This is a genomic window from Sphingomonas faeni (genome assembly GCF_003053745.1).
Taxonomy (GTDB): domain Bacteria; phylum Pseudomonadota; class Alphaproteobacteria; order Sphingomonadales; family Sphingomonadaceae; genus Sphingomonas; species Sphingomonas faeni.
This window is the reverse complement of sequence record NZ_QAYE01000002.1, coordinates 57,997-77,679: the sequence shown is the minus strand read 5'-3', so window position 1 is coordinate 77,679 and position 19,683 is coordinate 57,997. Positions and strand designations below refer to the sequence as shown.

The following is a 19,683-nucleotide window of genomic DNA, read 5'->3' as shown; positions in this document are numbered from 1 at the left end:
CGCGGCATAGGCCAGCAGTGTTATGGCGGGCATAGGCTTCCAATTAGCGAAAACCGCGCGTGAGGGCGGCGTCGGCGGGATCGTCGGCGCCGCCGCATTCGGTGCGGTGATCAGCGCCGGACCGTGGCTCATCACCGCGGTCGCGATGGCGATGCTCAACCACTGGTCGGGCGCGCATCTCGGTGCCGATGGCGCGCGGACGGTGCAGACGATCCTGGTCTATGCGTTCAGCCTGTCCGCACTCGCCGCGGCACCCGTCGGCATTCTAGCAACGCGGATGGTCGCGGACCGGATTTTCGCACGCGATGCTGGCGGCGTATCGGGGATCATGCTGGTCGCCCTCGCCATCGGTGGCGCGATCGCGCTGGGCATCGGGGCTGTGGTGTTCGGGACGCTTGGAAAGCTTCCGTTCGGCGAGGCCGCGCTTGCGACGCTGATCGTCGCCTGGCTTACCCAGGTCTGGATCGCCGCGCCGTTGCTCACCGCGCTACGCCGCTACCGCGCGATCCCCCTCGCCTATCTGCTCGGCATCGGCTTTTCGACGCTGATCTTGTGGCTCCTGCCAACGCCCGAAATCGTCGTCGTGCTCGGCGTGATCGCCGGCGGAATCGGCCTGACGCTGGCCGCGATCATGATCGTGATCCGGCGGCATTTCTCCGCCCCGCCCGTCCTGCCGGCGCGCGATGCCATGGCGCCGCGGCTCGCGTGGATCGTCGCGGCGGCGGGCATCGCCGGGGTCGCTGCAATCTGGATCGACAAATTGCTGTTGTGGGAGGGGCCCGACAGCATCCGCGCGATCGGGTTGTTGCGGCTCAATCCGATCAACGATCAGGGCAGCTTTCTCGGGCTGCTGACGATGGTGCCGGGCCTGACGCTGTTGCTGATCGTCACCGAAACTCGGTTCGATCGCGCGTTCGGCGATATGATCGTACGGTGTACCGGCACGTCGACGCTGCAACGGATCGAGGAGGCGCGCAGCGAACTCGCGCGGACGATGTTCGGCGGGCTGCGGATCATGCTGCTGGTGCAGGCGCTCGTCGCCGCGCTCGCCTGGGTGTTCGCCGTGCCGCTGTTCGAATTGATCGGCGCGGACGCGCGGGCGATCTTCGCGTTCCGCCAGACCTCGCTCGGCACCGTCTTCCACCTCGTGGTGATCGCGACAACGGTCGTGCTCGCTTATTACGACCTGTTCGGGCGGATCCTGCTGACCTGGACCGCGTTCGCGATCGGCAGCGGCGTCGCGACGCTGCTGCAATGGGACGCGGGGTTTGCCGCGTTCGGCTGGGGCTATATGGCGGGCGCGGTGGTCGGTGCGTCGGTCGGCATGGCGCTGGTCGCCGAGGCCACGGTCAACCTCACTTACCTGGTGTTCGTCGGCAACAATCCCTCGGTCGTGGGGCACGGAGGGCGTCTGTTGTGACAGGAAGTACGGATATGCCGCGCAGGAAGATCATGCGGCGGATGCTAGCGCTGGGTGCAACCGCCCTAACTCTTGGCATGCGGTCTCGGTCGGATGCCGCGCCCAAGCCGTCCGCGAAAGCCGCGCTGCGCTGGGGCGTCGATTACGGCGCAACGACCGATCCGGTATTGGCTAGGATGTGCGCGCTGCTGGTGCTGGAGCCGCATCATGCGCGCCCGATCGCGCCGCTCCGGGGCCCCGGCAGCATCCTGCTCGGCTATGTCAGCTTCGGCGAGGTCGAACGCGGCCGACCGTATTTCGCCGCGCTCGAAAAGGCCGGGGCGCTCAAGGCCGCCAACCCCAACTGGCCCGACGCGCGGCTGGCCGACCTGCGCCATCCGGCGTGGCGCGCGGCGGTGCTCGACCGGCTCGTCCCCGCGATCCTGGCGCTCGGCTATGACGGCATCTTCATCGATACGATGGACAACGCCGAAGCGATGGAGCGGCAGGATCCGGTGGCCAACAAGGGCATGGTGGCCGCCGGCGTGACGCTGATCGCTGCCGTCCGCGCGCGCTTTCCCAGGATGCGCATCATGCTCAACCGCGGCTATGCGCTGTTGCCCGACGTCGCGCCGAAGATCGATTACCTGCTCGGCGAAGCGATGGCGTCGCGGTGGAATTTTGCCACCAAGCGCCATGAATTGCTCAGCGATTCGAACTGGGCCTGGCAAGCCGGCCGCCTGCGTGCGGCCAAGGCCCGGAACCCTGCGCTGGGCCTGATGACGCTCGATTACTGGGATCCGGCCGACACGAAGCAGGTCGCAGCACTGTATGCGCGCGAGCGGGCGGCGGGGTTCCGCCCCTATGTCGCGACGCTGGCGCTCGACCGACTGGTCCCGGAGCCGAGCTGATGAGGATCGACCGCCGACGCGGACGTCTCGCGATCATCCTGCCTGCCCTTGCCGGGCTTGGTCTGCTCGCGGGCGGGCTGATGCTGTTGCCGAACGACCGCGAGATTCGCCACGCCGAGCGCCGCGCGCAGCCTGTGCCTGCGGCGAGCAGCTCGATGCCGTCCGCACCGGTATCCCCGCCTGCGCTGCCGCCTGCGCATCCGGCGATCGCGGCGCAGATCGCGACTGCCGATGCGGCGACGCTTGCCGCGCTGACCGCGCAACTGATCGCCGAGGGCCAGTCGGTGTCGACGCTGCAGGTCGCCTATGACCTGATCGCAGCGAAGCGGCCGACGGTGGCGCTCGGCTATCTGGCGGCACGGCCTGACGGCGGGGCGGCAGCGACGTGGCGGCTGCGTGTCGATCTTCTGCGCCAAACCGGGCGGACTGCGGATGCGGCCGCGCTCGTCGCGCAGGCGGCCCAGACGCGCGGGGCGGTGGCGGCTGCGGATATCGTTGCGGCGGCCTATGCAATCGATCGGCCCGACCTCGTGATCGTGGCAGCGGCGAACCACGTCATCCCGCCGCCCGATGCCGCGCTGTCGCTCGATCTGGCGCAACGTGCCGACAAGGCTGGGCGCACTGACCTGATCGCATTGCTCGACAAGGCGACGACCGCGAACTGGCGGGCGGCGGATCCCTGGCTGGCTATCCGTGTCGCGGCGCGCGCGAAGGATACCGCGGCAGGGCTGAGGGCAGCCGACTATCTGCCGGTCGAGCAGCGGGCGACCGCGCGCGAGATGATCCTGACCGAGGCCGGCGACCGAGATGGCCTGCGTACCGAACTGCTGGCGCGTGCTGCGGCGCCGGGCGCGCAACCCGAGCGGGAGGCGGAACGGCTGCTCGCGTCGGGTTACCGCGGCGATGCGATGGCGGTACTGCGGCGGGCGGCGACCGGCCAGTCACCGACCGCGTCAGCCGCTCAGCGCCTGCTGTACCTGATGGGGCCGCGGCCGGGGGGCGACGATCTCACCTGGCTTAAACAGCAAAGTTTGCAGGGCAGCGCGGACCAGCAGCGCGCCTGGTTGACGCGCTATGCCGAGCGCGATCGTCCGGGCGAGGCGCTGGCGTTCCTGTCGCGGCATCCGCTTGCGAGCCAGACCGACGTGATGCTGATGCGGCTGTCGCTGGCCCGCGCGGCTGGCAATGATACCGCCGGTCGTGCGGTGCTGACCTCGTTGCTGGACGGCCGCTCGCTCGATCCCGCGCAGGTCGCCGCGCTATCCGCCGCAGCCCCCGCAAAGATCGACCCGGCACAAGCGGCGACGATCGCGAAACGGCGCGTTGCAGCCGGGGTCGCGGCGCCGCGGGATCAGCTCGACCTAGCCTGGACGGCGAGGAATGCAGGCGATGCCAAGGGTGCGGCGAAGTGGCTCGACCAGCATCTGGCGCGCGATCCGACCGACCTGAATGCGTTGCGGCTGATGGCCGACGTGCAGGCACGGATCGGAGGAGAGCGTGCGGCACGACCCTGGCTGGACCGCGCGCTCGCCCAGACGCCCGCCGCCAGCAAAGCTCGCGTGGAGATTCTGGAAAAGCTCGGTCGTCGGGGCGAGGCCGTGGCGCTGGTCGAGACGCTGCGCACCGAGACCCCGCGCGACCGATCGCTTACCGCCCTGCACGCGCGCCTCCTGATCGCACAGGGCCAGGCCGGGCGTGCCCGAACGGTGCTGGCGCAATGATCGCGCTGTTTCTCTGTCTGACGGACGCGCCCGCGCTGACCGTTCCCCATACCGTCTTCGCGGACAGTCGGGTCGTCGTTCCCGAGTCCATACTCGCCTGGCCCGACCAAGCCGTTGTCCGCATCGAGGACCGCGATGGAGAGTTGGTCGCGCGCTTCGACCAGCCAATGACCGCCGACCGGATCGCCGCGTTCCGCGAGGCGGCGGGTGATGCGATCGGCGATCTTCGCTGGAACGACGACAGCCTCGTCCTGCGTCCCGCCGCCGGCTGGTCGATGTCGTGGCGGCAGGCGGGCGCAACGGTCGCGGTGACCTTCTCACCGCCGGCCTCGACCGAACCGCTCGCCGAGGGCACCGACGATACCGCATCCGATGCCGCGCTGACCGCGATCGAGGCGGATGCCGCGGCCGGGTATCCGGGGCCGGCACGACGCGCCGCGACGCAATTGGCGAAACGCTATCCGACCGACCCACGCGCGGCGCGCATGCTCGCCGACACGCGTCTCGCCGACGGTGACGTGCGCGGCGCGGCCCGCGATTACCGTGCGCTCGCCGCCGACGACCTGACCGCACGGCGCGCCATCGCCGCCGCACCGGGGACCGCCAGCATCGGCGTCACCGCGCGCGACGGCAGCGACCTGTCGCAGGCGGAGTTCGCCGCACGGATCGACGCGGCGGTCGGCGATACCTTCGCCGCCGGTGGTGGCCTCCGCCACGTCGTCAGCAGAGTCGGCACGGACGCGCAGACCGTGCGAACCGGCGACACGATCGTCGATGCCTCGCTGGCCGCAGCGTTCGACGGCGCAGTCCGCGTCCAGCTGCTCGCCTCCGCAGCGCTCGACGACGGCGTCACCGGGGGCGGCGCCAAGGCAGTCGCGGGGTCCGCCGATGCCCAGTTTCGCGTGACGTTGACCCGGCACATGCCCGATTACTCGACGCCGGCGCAGGTGCTGGCAGGCGGGTATCTGTCGCGCTCCCTGCTCGGGGTGACCTATCGGCTGACTCCGGGTCTCGTCGTGCAAGGCGATATCGGCGCGAACCGCTACGGGCTCGCCGGGAGCAACGGCGCGAGCGACACCGTCGTCGCGAGCGGCGGGGTCGATTATCTCATTCGTCGCCAGTTCCCCGCGCTCGGCCTGACCTATCGGTTCGAGGCCGAATACGTCCAGCGTTTGCAACTCGGCGCGGACAGCCTGGCCATCATCCCGCTCGCGACGCGAGAGAACCATACCGTCCAGGGCCTGCTCAGCGGCGCGCTCGGTACGGTGCAGATGACCGCACTGGCAGGCTGGACCGTCGATAGGTTCGGTGGTGACGGGCCGACCGCCAGCTTGGGAATCGCCGCACCGATCGGCGTGGCATGGCGGGTCGAGGGCAGCGGCGGCATCACCTCGATCGCACGCCCCGGCTTTTCGGGTCGCCAACTCTACGCACGGGCGCTGCTGACGCGCAGCCTTGGGGATACGCAGTGACCGACGACGACCAAGTTCGCAAATGGCAGAGCCGGTGGCGACGCCCCGCGCGTGTTGCGGGGGAGATCGCGCTTGCCTTCGCCGCGCTGGTCGCACTCGACTGGTGGCTGACGGGCGGCACCGGTTTCGCGCACGTCCATCCCAACCCCTATTGGGTGCCGGTCCTCGTGATGGCGCTGGCGTATGGGACTGGCCCCGGCGTTCTCGCAGCCGTGATCGCATCGGGGCTTTGGCTCGCCAACGTTCACGACACCCCAGGCGAACGCGATTACCTCGACCACCTGTTCCATCTGTCGCTTCAGCCGCTGATGTGGTTCGTCGTGGCGGGGATCATCGGCGAAGTGACGATCATGCGGACCGGGCGTCACGATCGGCTGGAAAGGCGCGGCCGTGTCGCGACGCGCAATCTGGCGCGGCTGACCGACGCGTTCGCGACGCTGTCGCAGACCAATCGCCTGTTGCAGGTCCAGATCGCAACCGAGGCGCATACCGTCGGCCATGCGATCGAGACGGCGACGCGGCTCGGTTCGGAGGACCGGGCAGAGCGGCGCGGCGCGATCGGCGAACTGGTCGCGCTTGCCGCGCGGACCGCCGACTTCACCTGCTACAGGGTCACCGGCGGGGAGGCGCGTGCCTGGCTCCGCGGGCCGGTCACCGCAGGACGGCGCGACGTCCTGCCCGCGTCCCTGCTGGAGCGAATCGAGCGGCACAAACGGATGTTGCATGTCGCCAAGCGGAGCGATCGGCACGCGCTCGACGGTGTCGGCGTCGCCGCGATCGCCTTGCCCGACCGGAAGACCGGCGAGATCGTCGGCTGCCTGGTTCTCCATACACTGCCCTTCGAGGCTCTGAACGCGAATCGTACCGCGGAACTCGCCGAGATCGCCGCCTGGTTGACGCCCCTGCTCGCCGAACTACCGCAGGCGACACGGCAACCAGTGAGATCCGCCGGGCTGGTCGCGTGATCCTCCGCCTGATCGCGCTGGCGGTCTTCGAGATGATGATCCTGGGGGCGTGCTGGATGTCCGGAGTCACGGTCGGCTGGAGCCTCGCCGTGCATGCCGTGGCGAGTGCGTTCGGGTTCGGCGTGTGGCTTCGCAGCGGGACTGCGGCCGGCTTTGCGCCGACGATGCTCGGCGTGCTCGGGCCGCTCGGGTTGCTCGTCGCGTTGCCGCTCGGGCGTTTATCCAGGCCCAAGACGCAGCGCAGCGACGACGAGATGTTCGGCCCGGTTACAGGCGGCTCCGCACAGCGCGGCGCGCGTCTCGCTGTAGCGCGGATGCTCGACGGACGCGTTCATCATGCGACGCCCGATACGCTCAGCTCGCTGGTCACGATCATGCGTCACGGTGCGGTTGCCGAGCGGCGGCGCGCGCTGGAGACGGTGGTGCGATCGTTCGAGCCGGCACTGTCGCCGTTGATCGCGCTGGCGCTGACCGACAGCGACCAGACCATCCGCGCGCTGGCGGCGGCGGCTTCGGCCCGGGTCGCGGAGAACCTCGTCCTGGCACGAGCGAGGCTATCGGCGCGCGTTGCCGATGGCGCCGATCCGGAAGCCGCCATCAGCCTGGCGACGCTGCTCGCGGATCATGCCCGTTCGGACGTGCTGCTGTCGGATTCGCAACGCCTCCACCTTCGCGAGGATGCGGTCGCAACGATGGTCGCCGCGGTCCCTTTAAAGGCGGACGATCCACGGTCTGGAACGCGCGACGCGTTGCTGATGGAAGCATTGTGGGTCGCGGGCGATTACGCGGCGATCGACCGGATGGCGACTGCGATGGAGGCCGCGTCGGAGCGGCACGATGCGCCGATGGACGCTACGCAGCGCGGCGCGACGACGCGGGCGACTTGGTGGCTGACGGGAGCAGCGGCATGATCCCGCTCTCGGCCCTCGCCGAAAGGTCGCGACAAGCGTCTGTCGAGATACCGGACGCCGACATCTGCCTGATCGTCGAGGGCGCGTACCCCTATGTGATCGGTGGCGTGTCCGGCTGGCTGCAGGACCTGATCACGCACCTGCCGGACGTCCGGTTCGTGATCGCCGCGATCAAGCCGGGCGCCGGACTGCTCCCGTTCCAGTTGACACCGCCGCCCAACGTCGTCGACGTCGTCGAGATCGGCCTAGCGCCCGCGCCGGCCGTTCCGCGCGCCATCCCAGACCGGATCGCGGTGCCGATCGCCGACGCGCTGGTCGCGTTCGTCGCGACGGGTGGCGCGGATCGGCTCGCGACGCTGATCGACGTGATCGGCGGCAGCACCCGGCCGCTCGCGCCCGGCGATATCCTGTCGCACCCCGCCGTCTTCGCACGCCTCCGGCGCCATTATCAGGCGATGCTGCCCAAGGCGTCGTTCCACCATTATTTCTGGGCGATGCGCGTTCTCCTGGGCGGGTTGCTCGCGGTGCTGACCACGCCCCTGCCCCGCGCGAAGGCGTATCACACGATCTCGACCGGGTTCGCGGGCCTGCTCGCCGCCCGTGCCGCGCGCCAGACAGGGCGACCGGCGTTCATCACCGAGCACGGCATCTACCTGCTCGAACGCCAGATCGAGGTGATGATGGCGGACTGGATCGGCGATCAGGTCGACACCGGGCTCGAACTGGAGCGCAGCGTCCGCGACCTCCGCGACCTGTGGGTACGCGCGTTCACCAGCTATGCGACCGCCTGCTACGACAGCTGCGACCCGATCGTCGCGTTGTACGGCGCGAACACGGCGGTCCAGCGCCGGCTGGGCGCCGCCGCCGACCGTGTCCGCGTGATCCCCAACGGGATCGACTCGCGGCGGTTCGCGAGCCTCCCGGATCAGCGCGATCCGGCGCATCCGCTGGTTGCGCTGCTCGGCCGCGTGGTGCCGATCAAGGACGTGAAGACGTTCATCCGCGCCGCCGCGATCGCACACGCCGAACGCCCCGATATCCGCTTCGTCGTGCTTGGCCCCGAGGACGAAGACCCAGAATATGCCGCCGAGTGCGCGCGGCTGGTCGAGGATCTCGCGCTCGGCGCGGTGTTCCGCTTCGCCGGCCGCGTCCGGATCGAGGACTGGATGGCGAAAATCGACCTGCTCGTGCTCACCAGCCTGTCGGAAGCGCAACCGCTGGTGATCCTGGAGGGTGGCGCATGCGGAATCCCGGTGGTCGCCCCCGACGTCGGCAGTTGCCGCGAGATGATCGAGGGTCGCGGCGGCGCGGACTCCGGCCATGGCGGCATCGTCACGCCGCTGGTCAATCCGGCAGCCACCGCGGCGGGGATCCTGGCGATCGCCGGCGATCCGTCGATGCGGCTGGCGATGGGGGAAACGATGCGCGAGCGCGTGCGGCGGGATTATGACCACGACACGATTATTGGGGCGTATGCCGCCCTGTATGGATCATTGATGACGGGGTAGGATCGGTCGTGCTGTTGCTGCACGATCCGTGGTCGGCGTAGAAAACGAGCCATGACGCTCGACGATCTCGGCCCTCGCCTATGCACCCTTGGGCCTTCGAACAGCGGGAAGTCGACGCTGGCAGCCGCGATCGCACGGGGACGCGGTCTGCCCGCCATCCATCTCGACCAGCTTCACCACCGGCCAAATACCGACTGGCAGCCGCGGCCGGACGACGAGTTCCTGGCTTTGCACAACCTAGCTATCACCGGCTCACGCTGGGTGATGGACGGTAATTATTCGCGGTGCCTGTCGCAGCGTCTCGGACGAGCGACGGGCGTGATACTTCTCGAAGCGCCGACGACGACCAGCCTCCTGCGCTATCTCCGGTGATCCTGGTTCGACCGAACGAGGCACGGGGCACTCGAAGGCGGCAGCGACCGAGTCACATGGGCGATGATCCGACACATCGCGGTCACGACACCTGCCAACCGCAGGCGGTACGCGGCGCTGTTCGACCAGATCGTCCTGCCAAAACTCATGCTGTTGACCACGCGCGACTTGGCGCAATTCTACCGTGGCGAAGGACTTGAGCGATAGTTGCAGTTGCCTGGGCCGCGCGACGGACAGAGGGTAATTGAAGCGTTAAGTCCCGCCCGTCACGACCGTGTCGCTCAGGTCGCCGATCGCCGGGCCTGCCAGAATGGGAACGCTCGTGATCGGCAAGGCTGCGCCAACCGGTCCGGGCAACGCCTGGACGAGCGCCGGCCTGATCCTCGCATCGGTCGCGGGCGCAAGCTGCGGTGCGGGTCGAGCAGCAGCACTCGGAACCTGCGCGCGATCGATCGGCGCCAACACGGGATCGAACGGCCCGAACGTCTTCGCCCGGACGCGCCGCGTGTTCTGCGCCGGATCGTAGGTCGGAACGGCCTGATCGATCGCCGCCGCCTGCAACCGCCCTAGCGTGGCCAGCAGGCGCGCTTCTGCGGCATAGGCGCCGTAGGTCGCGTTGATGAAGACGAGTTGCGCGGTCAGCAGCCGCTGCTCCGAATCCAGCACTTCGAAATTCGAGCGAAACCCTTCCGCGAACCCGCGCTGGACGCCGGTGAGCGCAGACTCCGCGGCCTCGGTCGCGAGCTGCCCTGCCGCCATCTGCTCGCCGCCGGCCACCGCCTGGTTCCACGCGTTCTGCGCACTGGCGAGCGCCGCCCGTCGCGCGGTCTCGACCTCGAACCCGAGTTGCTGACGTTCGGCGACCGCGGCACGGACGCGCGATCCGATCACGCCGCCGGTCAGCAGCGGCATCGTCAGCGTGACCCCGCCGGTCGCCTGCGCACCGGCATCGCGGAGACGGTAGGAATACGGACTCGCATAGCCATAGCTGCCCGACAGCGCGACGATCGGCGCACGCTCGGCGCGCTGGGCAGCGATCCTGGCGTCGCCCGCCTTGGTCGCCAGGATCGCCTGCCACAGACTCGGACTCTCCTTCTCGACCACCGCGAAGGCCGCGTCGAGCGAGCGCGGCAGGCCGGGCAGTGTCGGCGGCACGAGCAGCGTACCCGGATTGCGCCCGACCACCGCTGCAAACCGTCCACGGCTCGCCTGGAGATTGACCGTCGCTTGCGCCAGTTGTGCGCGAATGATCTCCCGCTGCGCCTGCGCCTGCGCGATGTCGGTGCGCGTCAGGTCGCCGCCACGTTCGCGCGCAATCGCCTGCGTGACCTGACGCCCGTAGGACTCAAGCGAACGCTGCTGGATCGCCACCAGTGCCTGATCGCGCCGCACCGACACGAACGCATCGACGACCTCGTACAGGATTGCGTTTTCCGCCTCGCGCAGCCGTTCACGGCCCGCCAGCACGGTCGCCTCCGCCGCAGACACCTGCGCCGCGGTGCGCCCACCGTTGAGCAGGATCTGCGAGGCGGTCAGCGAGGCGCCAACCATCCGCCCCCGTGCCGTATCGAAATCGCCAAGCAACCCGCGCTGGTCCTGCGACTGATATTGCAGCGTCATGTTGACACCCGCGGTCAGCCGATACGCCGCCCCCGCCTGGACGATCTGCTCGTCGAGCGCACGGAGTTGCGCGCGTTGCCCCTCCAGCGAAGGGTTGCTGCGATACGCGTCCGCGATCGCCTGCCCCAGCGTTTCCGGCGCGGCGGACCTTGCCTCCGGTGCCGTCTGCGCGAGCGCGGATCCGGCCGGCAACACAAGCACGACGGCGGCGAGGCGAAGGATATCAGCGTTCATGGAGCGACCGTGAAAAAGCCTCGGTCAACGGATCGAGGAGATAGTCGAGTGCGGTGCGCGACCGCAGCTTGACGAGGACGGTGACGGGCACGCCTGCACGGATGCCGGTATCGCGACCGCGGACGGCCTCGATCTTGGCGATCTGGTCGCGCGGCACGGTGATCTCGGCGCTGAAGTAACTGTGGCCGGTCTGCTCGTCGCGGAGCGAATCCGCGGACACGGTGCGGACCGTGCCGACCAGGATCGGCAGGTCGCGTTCGTGCAGCGACAGGAACTTCACCTCGGCCTCGCGACCTGCAAACACGCCGTCGATGTCGCCGGGCGAGAAGTTCGCGCGGACCACGAGCGGCGCGGCGTCGGGGACAATGTCGAGGATCGCCTGACCCGGCTGGATCACGCCGCCGACCGAGAAGACGCGCAGCCCGACGACGCGGCCCGCCACCGGCGCGCGGATGATCGTGCGTGCGAGCTGCTCGCGCGCGGCGGCGAACTTCGGCATCACCTCGTTCAGCTGGAACTGCGTGTCGCGGAGCAGCGTCGCGCTGTCCTCGACATATTTGCGCCGGGTCTGGACACCTTCCGCGCGCGTCTGGCCGATCTGTTCGCGTGCCGCCGCCGAGCGAGAGACATAGTCGGCGTCGGTCCCCTCGAGCTGCTGGATCGAGCGCTCGATCGCCCGCACCGTGTTGCGCGAGACGTAGCCCTGATCGGCGAGCGTACGCGTGCTCTCCAGTTGTTGGCGGAGCGACGCGCGCTGGCGGGCGGTCGCTTGCGCCTGTGCGTTGAAGCCGGTCGTCTGCTGCGCGACGGCCGCCGCCTGCTGGCGGAGCACCGCGCCGTTTGCCGCCAGCGCAGCCGACCGCGCCGTGCGTTGCGCGATCTGAAGCGACTTCGCCCGCTCGACCAGCCGCAGGTCATCGCCCTCTGCCGACGCAAACTCGGTGGGCCAGACGATCGCGCCACCGCGAACGTCCGCTTCGAGCCGTGCGCGTTGCGCCTGGAGGTCGATGACGCTGGCGGCGAGCGCGCGTTCGCTCGCGGTAACTTCGGCGCCTTCCAGCCGGAACAGCACGTCCCCCGCGCGGACATGCTGGCCGTCGCGCGCGGCCATCGCCGCGACGATCCCGCCCTCGCGGTGCTGGACGGTCTGGCGGTTGCCGGCGACGACCACCTGCCCGTCGCCCGCCGCCGCTGCATCGAGCCGCGCGAACGCCGCCCAGCCGAGCCCGACGACGAAGAACAGGATCGCGACGATCCCGCCGACCAGGATCGCGTGCCGCGGGGAATCATCGAGGCGAAGGCGATCGGCCAAGCTCGCACCGCCGGCGGCTGGGACCGGACTGGCCAGTTCGGCGGGGATCATCGTGTACCTCCGGTCGCCGCGGCTGGCCCGCCGGCGGGCGCCGCGTTGGCGGGACGTACGACCTTCGCGCGCTCGTCGAACAGCTGGATCGTGCCGTTTCGCAGCACCATGATCTTGTCGACCGCCTGCAGCAGCCCGGTCCGGTGCGTCGAGACGATCACCGTCGCGCCCCGCGCCCGCAGCGCCGCCAGCGTCGTCACCAGTCGCGCTTCGCCGTCGCTGTCGAGATGCGCGTTGGGCTCGTCTAGAAACAGGATCGTCGGCGTACCGAACAGGGCGCGCGCCAACGCGACCGACTGGTTCTGCCCCGCCGACAGCCCCGATCCGTCCGCCATGCTCAGCATCGTCGCATACCCTTGAGGCAAGCCGACGATCACCTCGTGCGCGCCGGCAGCCTGCGCCGCCTCGACCACCGCGGCGTCGAGTTGCTCGCTCTCGCCCGACAGTACCGACTGGAACCGCGAGATGTTGGTATGGACCGAAGTCGGGAATAGCGACGGCGATTGCGGCATATAGCCGATTTGGCGGCCGAGCTGTTCGCGGTTCCAGTCCGACAGGCTCGCGCCGTCGATCCGGACCTCGCCCGTGTCCGGCGACAGCGCGCCCGACAACACGCGCAACAGCGTCGATTTGCCGGCACCGCTCGGACCGACCAACGCAACGATTTCACCGGGCTCGACCGAAAAGCTGATGTCCGACAGCAGCGCGCGATCGCTACCTTCCGCGCGTACGGTAACGCCGCGAACGTCGATCCGGCCGACCGGTGCGGGCAGCGTCGTCGCGTCGATCGACGGCCCCGGCATCGCACAGAACGCGTCGAGATCGCGGTAGGCGTTCCGCGCGGCGGCCAGCGGCTTCATCGCGCCGAGGATCTGCTCGACGGGTTGCAATGCACGCCCGAGCAACAGCGACGCGGCGAAGATCGCGCCGCCCGAGATATCCTGCCGGATCGCCAGCAGCGCGCCGAGCGCCAGCGCCAGCGATTGCAGCAGGAGGCGGAGAAACTTGGTGATCGCGAGGAACTGGCCCGATGTACCGGCCAGCGCGGACTGACGGCGGACCAGTTCGGCGCGCTCCAGCAGGTGCCGGGTAATCAGCGCGTTACGCATTCCCATCACGCGCGCGACCTCCGATCCGTGAATCGAGACGTCCTGCTCGCGCGTCGCCAGCACCGCGCGCGCATGCGTGTCGCGCGCGGCCGCCGCGGTCACCCGGTCGCTCAGGATCGCGATCCCGCCGAGCAGCAGCGCGCTGACCAGTGCCAGCACCCCGATCCACGGGTGAAGCAGGAACGCGATGGCGATGTAGATCGGAGCCCAGGGCGCGTCGAACAGCGCGATGATCGTCGGCCCGGTCAGCGTGCCCCGTATTGTATCGAAATCGCGCATCGCCTGGCTGCGCTGCCCGATCGTCGCGCCGTCCGTGCCGAGAATCCGCAGCAATATGCCCGGCGCCGCCCGACGCTCCAGCCGCATGCTCGCACGCAGCAGCAGCCGCATGCGGACCGCATCGAGGACCGCGAACACGACCAGCGACAGCACGAGGATCAGCGTCAGCAGCAACAGCGTCGCCCCGCCCCGCGTCGGCACCACGCGGTCGTACACCTGCAACATGAAGATCGACGGCACGAGGTACAGGACGTTCACCAGCCCCGAGAAAATCGCCGCGAACGCCAGATGGCGTCGACAGCCTCGGACTGCGCCAGCCAGGGCATTCTGGCGGCGACTGGCGTTTGCCGTCGCAGGCGCTGAGGATAACGTCGGCATAACGGCTATCTAGCCGCGAAAGGTTAAACGAACGGTTTCTCCGGCACTTGCGACCGTCAGAACGCCCCACATGCCGATTGGTCTATGGTCGACAAAAGCGCGGTCGCGAGCGAAATTGCGCCGTCGCTGACGTAATCCGCTTTGGCGATTACGTAAGTGATGGCGGAGCGCCTTCAATTAGAAAGGCTACCCACCTATCGATCTATCTACTCCCCATTTCACAAAGGGCTTCTCTGATAGGTTATCGCTAGCCGCGGCCGAAATTACTTTGCCGATCGGCGCTCCAGCTATTGCAGCAACAAGGTTTTTCAAGCGATTTTCACGTTTCTCGATGACGTCGGCGAACAGAATGGGTCACGTCTACACCCTCCAAAAGCGGGCGGCTTGACCTATTCTCCGGGAATGACGCGTGCGCTTATCTACATGCATACGGCTGTTAGTCCCGCCGCTTCTGCCGAAACACGTCCCTCCCCAACCGATTTCGCGCCAACGGCGGCTGGGAGACTTAGCTTGAGGACTTCGCGACCTGCGCGCACCCTCGGCAGTCGGCCGGGTGGGGCAACGACGGCGGCGTCCCGCGCACGCGCTTACTGATCCTCGACAGCGCCGCCGACGGCGACCGGTTCAAGCGCTGGGTCCGGCGGCAACGACGTCCTTCTCGGGTACCGAAACGACCAGGGCTTCTTCACGCCGCCAATCATAGCTTAGCTGCTGGCCGTCCCGCCTCGTTGCGGGGGGACCTACTTTTGGTCGTTCAAGAACCGGTTGAAACTCCCAGCATTGAGAAAGTCGTCGATCGTCAGATTTAGGCCCAAGAACATCTGTCCCGCAAATGTGTCACCCAAACGACGCCGTTTCGCAACCGAAATGACTTACCTAGCGTCTAGCCGCGATGACGGGGGCGGCTGTTCGGCTGCTGCGACAGGGAATCACGATGACATATTTTTCGCGCCGCGGACTGCGCATCGGTCACGGCTACGCCGTTCTGATGGCGTCCGCCGCACTGACTGCGTTCGCTCCCGGTGCGCATGCCCAGTCTGCCGATCCCCAGTTCCAGAATGCCGAGACCACCGCAGATGCCGACACCGCCGCCGACATTGTGGTGGTCGGCGCCGGTGAAACCCGCTCTGTATCGACTTTGTTGCCGGCGAACCTCGACGCGCTGCCGCCCGGTACCAGCATTCAGAAGGCGCTGAACATGCTGCCCGGTGTCAGCGCGCAGTCGATCGATGCGCTGGGCCTCAACGAACAGTCGATGTCGCTGCAGGTTCGCGGTTTCAGCACGACGCATCTCGGCTACACGCTCGACGAGATGCCGCTCGGCGACGGCGCCTATAACAACTACAACGGCCTCACGATCAGCCGCGCATTGATCTCGGAGAATCTGGGTCGTGCCGATCTCGCGACGGGGATCGCCGGACTCGGCATCGCCTCGACCAGTAATCTCGGCGGCGCGGTGATGTACACCAGCAGCAATCCGAGCAAAGATCTCGGTCTCAAGATCAGCCAGACCGTCGGCAGCGAGAACGCCCTGCGCACCTTCGTCCGCCTCGACACCGGCGAGTATGAAGGCCTGTCGGCCTATGTCTCAGGCCAATATGCCCGACAGGACCTGTTCGTCGATCAAGGCGCCCATACCCGGTCCACCAGCAAGCAGATCAACGCCAAGATCATGTACAAGACCGACGGCTTCCGCCTTACCGCCTTTGCCGACATCTCGCGCACCAACCAGGCCGACGATGCCTATCTGTCCAAGGAAACGCTGGGACGTCGCGGTTGGGATCTCGGCGGTTACGCGCCCGACTGGCAGACCTATCTCAGCCGCAACGCCTGCGCCGTGACGACGACGCCGATCAAGTGCGCGCCCTCGGTGCTGCCGGAGAAGAGCGGCGACGTCACCTACACCAATGGCCAGATCCTGCGGAACGACGAACTCTCCTATCTTGCGGCGGACATTGACATCGCCAAGGGCCTGAGCGCGCGTGTCCAGGGCTATCGCCATACCGACAAGGGTGCCGGCAACAACTTTATCTCCGGGCTCTCGACACAGGGCACCGCAACCACCGCGGACGACCTGCCGGTGCAGATTCGCGACACGCGTTATACCATCGACCGCGACGGCATCCTCGGCAGCCTGAGCTGGCGCATAGGCTTCAACCATTTCGAAGCAGGCGTCTGGACTGAGGGCAACACCAGCAGCGCGGCGCGCTATATCCGCAACGAGGTGAAGGGCCCCATCAACTTGGGACAGTTCCTCGGCGGCCAGCCGGCGATGGCGCAGTGGGTCCAGGAGACCGACTGGACGACGCGGCAATTCTACATGCAGGACACGGTGTCGCTGCTCGACGATGAACTGAGCTTCGATTTCGGGTTCAAGGGCACGTATTCACGTTCCGATGCCCGCGCGGTGCCTGGCATCGCCAAGGCCGTACCACCGGCGTCGACTCAGTTCGCAACCGGTACGCTGGTTGCCAAAGATTACTTCCTTCCGGAGGCGGGTGTACGCTGGGAAGTCACGCACGGGCACGAGCTGTTCGCAAGCTATGCCGAGAACATTGCGATGTACCAGGGCGGCTTCAAGCTCGGGCCGCAATCGGTGACCCAGGCGATCTGGAACGTCCAGGGATCGACGCTGAAACCGGAAACGTCGCGCAGCGTCGAGGGCGGCTATCGGTATGTCAGCCGGATGCTGCAGGTGTCGCTGACCGGCTATTGGGTGAAGTTCGACGACCGCTTGCTGCAGTATAACCCTTGCCCGACGAACCAGCAGCAGAACCCGGGCTGCGGCAACTCCTTCCACAATGCCGGCAGCGTCACCGCCCGGGGCGTCGAGCTGGGCGTGCTGGTAAAGCCCGCACTGTGGGTGACCTGGTATAATTCGGCGTCGCTGAACAAGACGACCTATGACCAAGATCTGAACTTCTGCACGACCACCTGCGTGCTCTACGCCACCGATGGCAAGCAGCAGGTAGATACGCCGAAGCAGCTCTATTCAAGCATGCTGACGCTGACGCAGGGCGGCTTCTCCGCTTCGGTGCTGGGTAAATATACGGGCAAGCGCTATTATACCTATACCAACGACCAGGGGTTCGGTGGGTATGCTACGGTGGATCTCGGTCTCAGCTACAGCTTCGACGACTTCGGCCCGCTGAAGAACACGAAGCTGTCGTTGAACGTCACCAACCTGACGGACAAGCGCTATGCCTCCAATTTCGACAGCAGCGTGTTCGCGCCGAGCGACCCCACGGGATCGATCCTGGTATTCCATTCGTCGGCACCTCGGCAGGTCTTCGGAACCCTCGGCGTTGCATTCTAGACGCCTGCCGGCCCTGCTGATCCTGATGGGTCTCCTCACCGCCTTCACTGGCGGCGAGGAGGCCATTACCCGCCCCCATCAGGATCGGACCGTCGGCGCGCGCAGCGTCTCACTGCACGGCCGGACCTATGTCGATCAGGGCTTGGTCGGCGCAGGAATGCTGTCGGCGGACACGGTCGATTTTCTCGGCGATACGCTCGGTTCCTTCTCCTCGCTGAAGATCGCGCGCGACAGCTGGAAGCGGGTCGGCGATCACTATGAAGGTGTGCTCTGGACCCTGCCCGATCGGGGTCGCAACGATCCCGCGGCCAAGCTCTTCTTCGATTATCCCGCACGGCTGAACCGCTTCCACGTCCGCTTCACGCCGGCCAGTGGCACGCTCGGTCTCATACCCGATGGTGGCCTGGAACTGCGGGACTTTCGCGGCCAGCCCTTCACCGGCGCCGATCCGGGGCCGGGCACACTTACCGAGCGCGGCATCGTTCTTCCCGCCCCGGCCAGCGGCACGGGCGCCGGCAAGGTATCGTTCGATGCGGAATCGCTGCAATTCACACGCGACGGCGGCTTCTACATCGGCGATGAATACACCGCGAACATCTATTATTTCGATCGGCAGGGTCGCTTGCGCGGCGTGATCCGTCCCCCCTCCGCGATCACGCCACAACGGGCCGGACGAACCTATTTCGGATCGTTGCAAACACCCGAGACCGGACGGCGCAACAACCAGGGGCCGGAGGGCATGTCGCTGTCGCCCGACGGTCGCACGCTGTTCGTGGCACTGCAAAGCGCGCTTATGCAGGACAGCGCCACCGGCAACGCAGCCGGTAGGATCAACACGCGAGTCCTCGTGTATGACCTGAGCCACACGCCAACGCCCACGCACCCGATCGCGCATCACGTGGTGCAACTGCCCGCCTATACCCACCGCGGTGATGGCAGCGCGGCCAACCGCACCGCGGCGCAAAGCGAGATCCTCGCGCTCGACGATCATAGGTTCCTGATGCTCGCACGCGATGCCGCGGGTCGCGGCGCGGAGAAGACGACGCCCGTCGTCTACAAAAGCATCCTACTCGTCGACACCACCGGCGCGACCGATCTTGCTGGTACGCCGTACGAGACCGGCACAGCGTCCGTGTTGCGGAGCCCGGCCGGCACAACGTTGAAAACCGGCATCGTTCCGGCCGATCGGGTCGAGTTTATCAACATGCTCAACCCGGTCCAGCTGGCACGCGTCGGACTGACCGTCGCGGACCTGTCTGAAAAATGGGAGGCGATGGATCTCGTGCCTGTGCTGGAGCAGGACCATCCAAACGATTATTTCCTACTCGTCGGCAACGACAACGACTTCATTGCACGGCATTGCCAGATGTCCGGCCAATCCTGCGATTCCGATGTCGACAACGATAACCGAATATTGGTCTACCGCGTGGCACTGCCAGTGCCGATGTGATTACCGAGCGGCGCTCAGCAGTTGTTCGCCGAATTCGCGATTTCGAACAGAGCCCGGAGCCCCCCAAGGAGCGGATCCGTCACCGCTCCTCGGCCTCGCTCCGGAAGTAAGCCCCTTGCCGACCTGCCGCAACGAACCGAATAGACGTAGGATAACGCGGAGCCCCATACTCGGCCATTTGAGCGCTTTCGCCCGCTTCCCCGCTTCATCCGTCCGTTGATCTAGTGGGCAGAAGCTGGTGGCGGTCGGATCAACTGCCTGCTGGGATAAACGAGAAGAAATCCGCAGCCGGCCTCAGTGGCCTGAAGCGTTCGAAAAAACGTTCATGACGATGACGCCGGCGATGATCAGGCCCATGCCAATGACAGCAGCGGCATCGAGCTTTTGACCCTGTAATGCCCATGCAGCCGTTGAAATCAGGACGATGCCGACGCCTGACCATATAGCGTATGCAATGCCTGTCGGGATCGTACGTAGAGTCAGTGACAGGAAGTAGAAGGCAATACCGTAGCCGATGACGGTAACGAACGTCCAAGGCATGCGAGTGAAACCATTGGACTGCTTCATTGCAGTCGTAGCACAAACCTCGGAGACGATCGCGATCGCTAGCATGAGATAGTTCATGCACGATCCGCTAGCACACCAAATGCGGCCAATTTGCGTCTCCTACCAGCC

The 19,683-nt window shown here is 67.1% G+C and carries 15 protein-coding genes; 11 read left to right on the top strand and 4 right to left on the bottom strand.

Features of this window, described 5'->3' with window-relative positions; translation table 11 throughout:
- Nucleotides 1-22: 22 nt before the first annotated feature.
- The 9 genes from pelG to C8J25_RS21050 all read left to right on the top strand — a co-directional run bounded on the left by pelG (nt 23) and on the right by C8J25_RS21050 (nt 9,466).
- Nucleotides 23-1,420, top strand: a complete 1,398-nt coding sequence (pelG, locus tag C8J25_RS05175; RefSeq protein WP_107952863.1) for an exopolysaccharide Pel transporter PelG — start codon at nt 23-25, stop codon at nt 1,418-1,420.
- 77 nt (nt 1,421-1,497) lie between these two features.
- Nucleotides 1,498-2,310: a glycoside hydrolase family 191 protein gene (locus C8J25_RS05170; protein ID WP_244186789.1), complete on the top strand. Its 813-nt coding sequence runs from the start codon at nt 1,498-1,500 to the stop codon at nt 2,308-2,310.
- Nucleotides 2,310-4,031 (top strand): tetratricopeptide repeat protein, encoded by a 1,722-nt coding sequence (locus tag C8J25_RS05165; RefSeq protein ID WP_107952859.1) that lies wholly within the window; start codon nt 2,310-2,312, stop codon nt 4,029-4,031. The genes C8J25_RS05170 and C8J25_RS05165 overlap by 1 nt, the downstream gene beginning before the upstream one ends.
- On the top strand, nt 4,028-5,503 hold the full coding sequence (locus tag C8J25_RS05160; protein ID WP_107952857.1) for a hypothetical protein: 1,476 nt from the start codon (nt 4,028-4,030) through the stop codon (nt 5,501-5,503). The genes C8J25_RS05165 and C8J25_RS05160 overlap by 4 nt, the downstream gene beginning before the upstream one ends.
- Nucleotides 5,500-6,468, top strand: coding sequence for a hypothetical protein (locus C8J25_RS05155; RefSeq protein WP_107952855.1), 969 nt, complete (start codon nt 5,500-5,502; stop codon nt 6,466-6,468). Before C8J25_RS05160 ends, C8J25_RS05155 begins: the two co-directional genes overlap by 4 nt.
- Entirely contained in the window at nt 6,465-7,379 is a 915-nt protein-coding gene (locus tag C8J25_RS05150; RefSeq protein ID WP_107952853.1) for a hypothetical protein, read from the top strand. Before C8J25_RS05155 ends, C8J25_RS05150 begins: the two co-directional genes overlap by 4 nt.
- Nucleotides 7,376-8,887 (top strand): GT4 family glycosyltransferase PelF, encoded by a 1,512-nt coding sequence (gene pelF, locus C8J25_RS05145; protein WP_107952851.1) that lies wholly within the window; start codon nt 7,376-7,378, stop codon nt 8,885-8,887. Before C8J25_RS05150 ends, pelF begins: the two co-directional genes overlap by 4 nt.
- 51 nt (nt 8,888-8,938) lie before the next feature.
- The gene (locus C8J25_RS21055) at nt 8,939-9,259 is read left to right on the top strand and encodes a P-loop NTPase family protein (protein WP_107952849.1); all 321 of its coding nucleotides are present in this window, start codon (nt 8,939-8,941) and stop codon (nt 9,257-9,259) included.
- A 63-nt stretch (nt 9,260-9,322) separates the two neighbouring features.
- Nucleotides 9,323-9,466 carry a hypothetical protein gene (locus C8J25_RS21050; protein ID WP_167397663.1) on the top strand — a complete coding sequence of 48 codons (144 nt, stop codon included), beginning with the start codon at nt 9,323-9,325 and terminating at the stop codon, nt 9,464-9,466.
- A gap of 45 nt (nt 9,467-9,511) precedes the next feature.
- Here the strand turns inward: C8J25_RS21050 and C8J25_RS05135 are convergent, their stop codons facing one another.
- The 3 genes from C8J25_RS05135 to C8J25_RS05125 are packed head-to-tail and all read right to left on the bottom strand — an operon-like array spanning nt 9,512 to nt 14,242.
- Nucleotides 9,512-11,113 carry a TolC family protein gene (locus C8J25_RS05135; RefSeq protein WP_107952847.1) on the bottom strand — a complete coding sequence of 534 codons (1,602 nt, stop codon included), beginning with the start codon at nt 11,111-11,113 and terminating at the stop codon, nt 9,512-9,514.
- Nucleotides 11,103-12,476: an HlyD family type I secretion periplasmic adaptor subunit gene (locus tag C8J25_RS05130; protein ID WP_107952845.1), complete on the bottom strand. Its 1,374-nt coding sequence runs from the start codon at nt 12,474-12,476 to the stop codon at nt 11,103-11,105. The genes C8J25_RS05135 and C8J25_RS05130 overlap by 11 nt, the downstream gene beginning before the upstream one ends.
- Nucleotides 12,473-14,242: a type I secretion system permease/ATPase gene (locus tag C8J25_RS05125; protein WP_244186787.1), complete on the bottom strand. Its 1,770-nt coding sequence runs from the start codon at nt 14,240-14,242 to the stop codon at nt 12,473-12,475. The genes C8J25_RS05130 and C8J25_RS05125 overlap by 4 nt, the downstream gene beginning before the upstream one ends.
- Nucleotides 14,243-15,176: 934 nt before the next feature.
- Between C8J25_RS05125 and C8J25_RS05120 the strand changes: the two genes are divergently transcribed.
- Entirely contained in the window at nt 15,177-17,558 is a 2,382-nt protein-coding gene (locus C8J25_RS05120) for a TonB-dependent receptor (protein ID WP_244186785.1), read from the top strand.
- Nucleotides 17,548-19,008: an esterase-like activity of phytase family protein gene (locus C8J25_RS05115; protein ID WP_244186783.1), complete on the top strand. Its 1,461-nt coding sequence runs from the start codon at nt 17,548-17,550 to the stop codon at nt 19,006-19,008. The genes C8J25_RS05120 and C8J25_RS05115 overlap by 11 nt, the downstream gene beginning before the upstream one ends.
- 294 nt (nt 19,009-19,302) lie before the next feature.
- On the opposite strand, the gene C8J25_RS05110 is transcribed toward C8J25_RS05115, so the two are convergent.
- Nucleotides 19,303-19,632 (bottom strand): DMT family transporter, encoded by a 330-nt coding sequence (locus C8J25_RS05110; protein ID WP_107952841.1) that lies wholly within the window; start codon nt 19,630-19,632, stop codon nt 19,303-19,305.
- Nucleotides 19,633-19,683 lie beyond the last annotated feature (51 nt).

Coding starts and splice junctions, on each gene's coding strand:
- C8J25_RS05135 (WP_107952847.1), bottom strand. CDS start 11,113: ATGAACGCTGATATCCTTCGCCTCGCCGCCGTCGTGCTTGTGTTGCCG.
- C8J25_RS05170 (WP_244186789.1), top strand. CDS start 1,498: ATGCGGTCTCGGTCGGATGCCGCGCCCAAGCCGTCCGCGAAAGCCGCG.
- C8J25_RS05160 (WP_107952857.1), top strand. CDS start 4,028: ATGATCGCGCTGTTTCTCTGTCTGACGGACGCGCCCGCGCTGACCGTT.
- pelF (WP_107952851.1), top strand. CDS start 7,376: ATGATCCCGCTCTCGGCCCTCGCCGAAAGGTCGCGACAAGCGTCTGTC.
- C8J25_RS05130 (WP_107952845.1), bottom strand. CDS start 12,476: ATGATCCCCGCCGAACTGGCCAGTCCGGTCCCAGCCGCCGGCGGTGCG.
- C8J25_RS05120 (WP_244186785.1), top strand. CDS start 15,177: ATGACATATTTTTCGCGCCGCGGACTGCGCATCGGTCACGGCTACGCC.
- C8J25_RS05125 (WP_244186787.1), bottom strand. CDS start 14,242: ATGCCGACGTTATCCTCAGCGCCTGCGACGGCAAACGCCAGTCGCCGC.
- C8J25_RS21055 (WP_107952849.1), top strand. CDS start 8,939: ATGACGCTCGACGATCTCGGCCCTCGCCTATGCACCCTTGGGCCTTCG.
- C8J25_RS05110 (WP_107952841.1), bottom strand. CDS start 19,632: ATGAACTATCTCATGCTAGCGATCGCGATCGTCTCCGAGGTTTGTGCT.
- C8J25_RS05165 (WP_107952859.1), top strand. CDS start 2,310: ATGAGGATCGACCGCCGACGCGGACGTCTCGCGATCATCCTGCCTGCC.
- C8J25_RS21050 (WP_167397663.1), top strand. CDS start 9,323: ATGATCCGACACATCGCGGTCACGACACCTGCCAACCGCAGGCGGTAC.
- pelG (WP_107952863.1), top strand. CDS start 23: ATGGCGGGCATAGGCTTCCAATTAGCGAAAACCGCGCGTGAGGGCGGC.